This window comes from Ideonella sp. P3_A4 (assembly GCF_056403075.1).
In genome coordinates, this window is the sequence record NZ_JBFUGE010001132.1 from 1 (window position 1) to 1,134 (window position 1,134).

Here is a 1,134-nt window from a genome sequence, read left to right on the forward strand (position 1 = left end):
CTGCCTTCGGCGGGCGTCGGCTTGTCCAACCTGGACGAGCGCTGCCGCCTCATGACCGGAAGGCCGCTGACGCTGACCCAACACGGCGGACGATTCGAAGTCCGGGTGCCGATGGTGGCCGCCGAATGAGCGCCGACCGGCCGCCCGTAGGGGCTCATTCCCGCTTGGCGGGATCGGCCGCAGGCCGTAGGGTGCACGAATGACAGCCGCGCTGCGGGCGTTCATCGCCGAAGACGAACCGCCCGCGCGCGAGCGGCTGACGCTGGCGCTCGCGCAGGTGGCGCCGCACGTCGCCGTGATCGGCCACTCGGACAGCGTGCGTGGCACGCAGGCCTGGCTAAGCGCTCATCCGCCGCCCGACCTGCTGTTGCTCGACATCCAGCTCGCCGATGGGCTCTCGCTCGAGCTGTTCGCCGATGGCCAGCTTGCGCTGCCCACCATCTTCACCACCGCATACGACCGCTTCGCGATCGACGCCTTTCGCGCGCTGGCGGTGGACTACCTGCTCAAGCCAGTGGCCGAAACGGCGTTGGCGCAGGCACTGCAAAAGGTCGAACGTCTGCGCCGGTCATTTGGCACCGACGTGGCGGCGCTCTTGCAGCAACTGGGCCCGGCGCCACAGCGCTGGCGCCAGCGGCTGGTGGGGCGCAAGGGCTCGCAGTTCCACGCGCTGAGTGTCGACCAACTGGCCTGTGTGGTGTCGGTGGACAAGCTCGTGTTCGCGATCGATGCCGCGGGCGAGCGCTATCTGCTCGAGACGCCGCTGGCCGAGTTGGAGGCCKCCCTCGACCCGACGCGCTTCTTCCGGGCAAGCCGGCAGGTCCTGGTCGCGGCCCACGGCGTCGCCCGCTTCGCCCCTGCCGGCAAGGGCCGGCTCAAAGTGGAACTGCGGCCCGCCGGGATGGACTCGGTGATCGTCAGCCAGGAGCGCGCGGCAGCTTTCAGAGCCTGGCTTGGGGGATAGGTGAGCTGGCCATCGGAGGCCCCGCCTGGGCCGCGCCTTTAGCGCACCGGAATCGGTGTACCGCGGTCTACAGGCACGGCGGTGACACTGTTCTGCGGTGAGCCTTCGATGACGCGGTCCGAATAGGTGAGGTAGACGAGTGTGTTGCGTGCCGCATCCACCATCCGCAC

General features: G+C 69.3%; 2 protein-coding genes. One reads left to right on the plus strand and one right to left on the minus strand.

The features are described 5' to 3' along the window. Positions 1-199 precede the first annotated feature (199 nt). On the plus strand, positions 200-964 hold the full coding sequence (locus AC1DYI_RS36420) for a LytR/AlgR family response regulator transcription factor (RefSeq protein WP_477208952.1): 765 nt from the start codon (positions 200-202) through the stop codon (positions 962-964). Between the two features lie 38 nt (positions 965-1,002). Here the strand turns inward: AC1DYI_RS36420 and AC1DYI_RS36425 are convergent. After that, positions 1,003-1,134, minus strand: a 132-nt coding sequence (locus tag AC1DYI_RS36425) for a CreA family protein (protein WP_477208953.1), incomplete at its 5' end; no start/stop codon positions are given.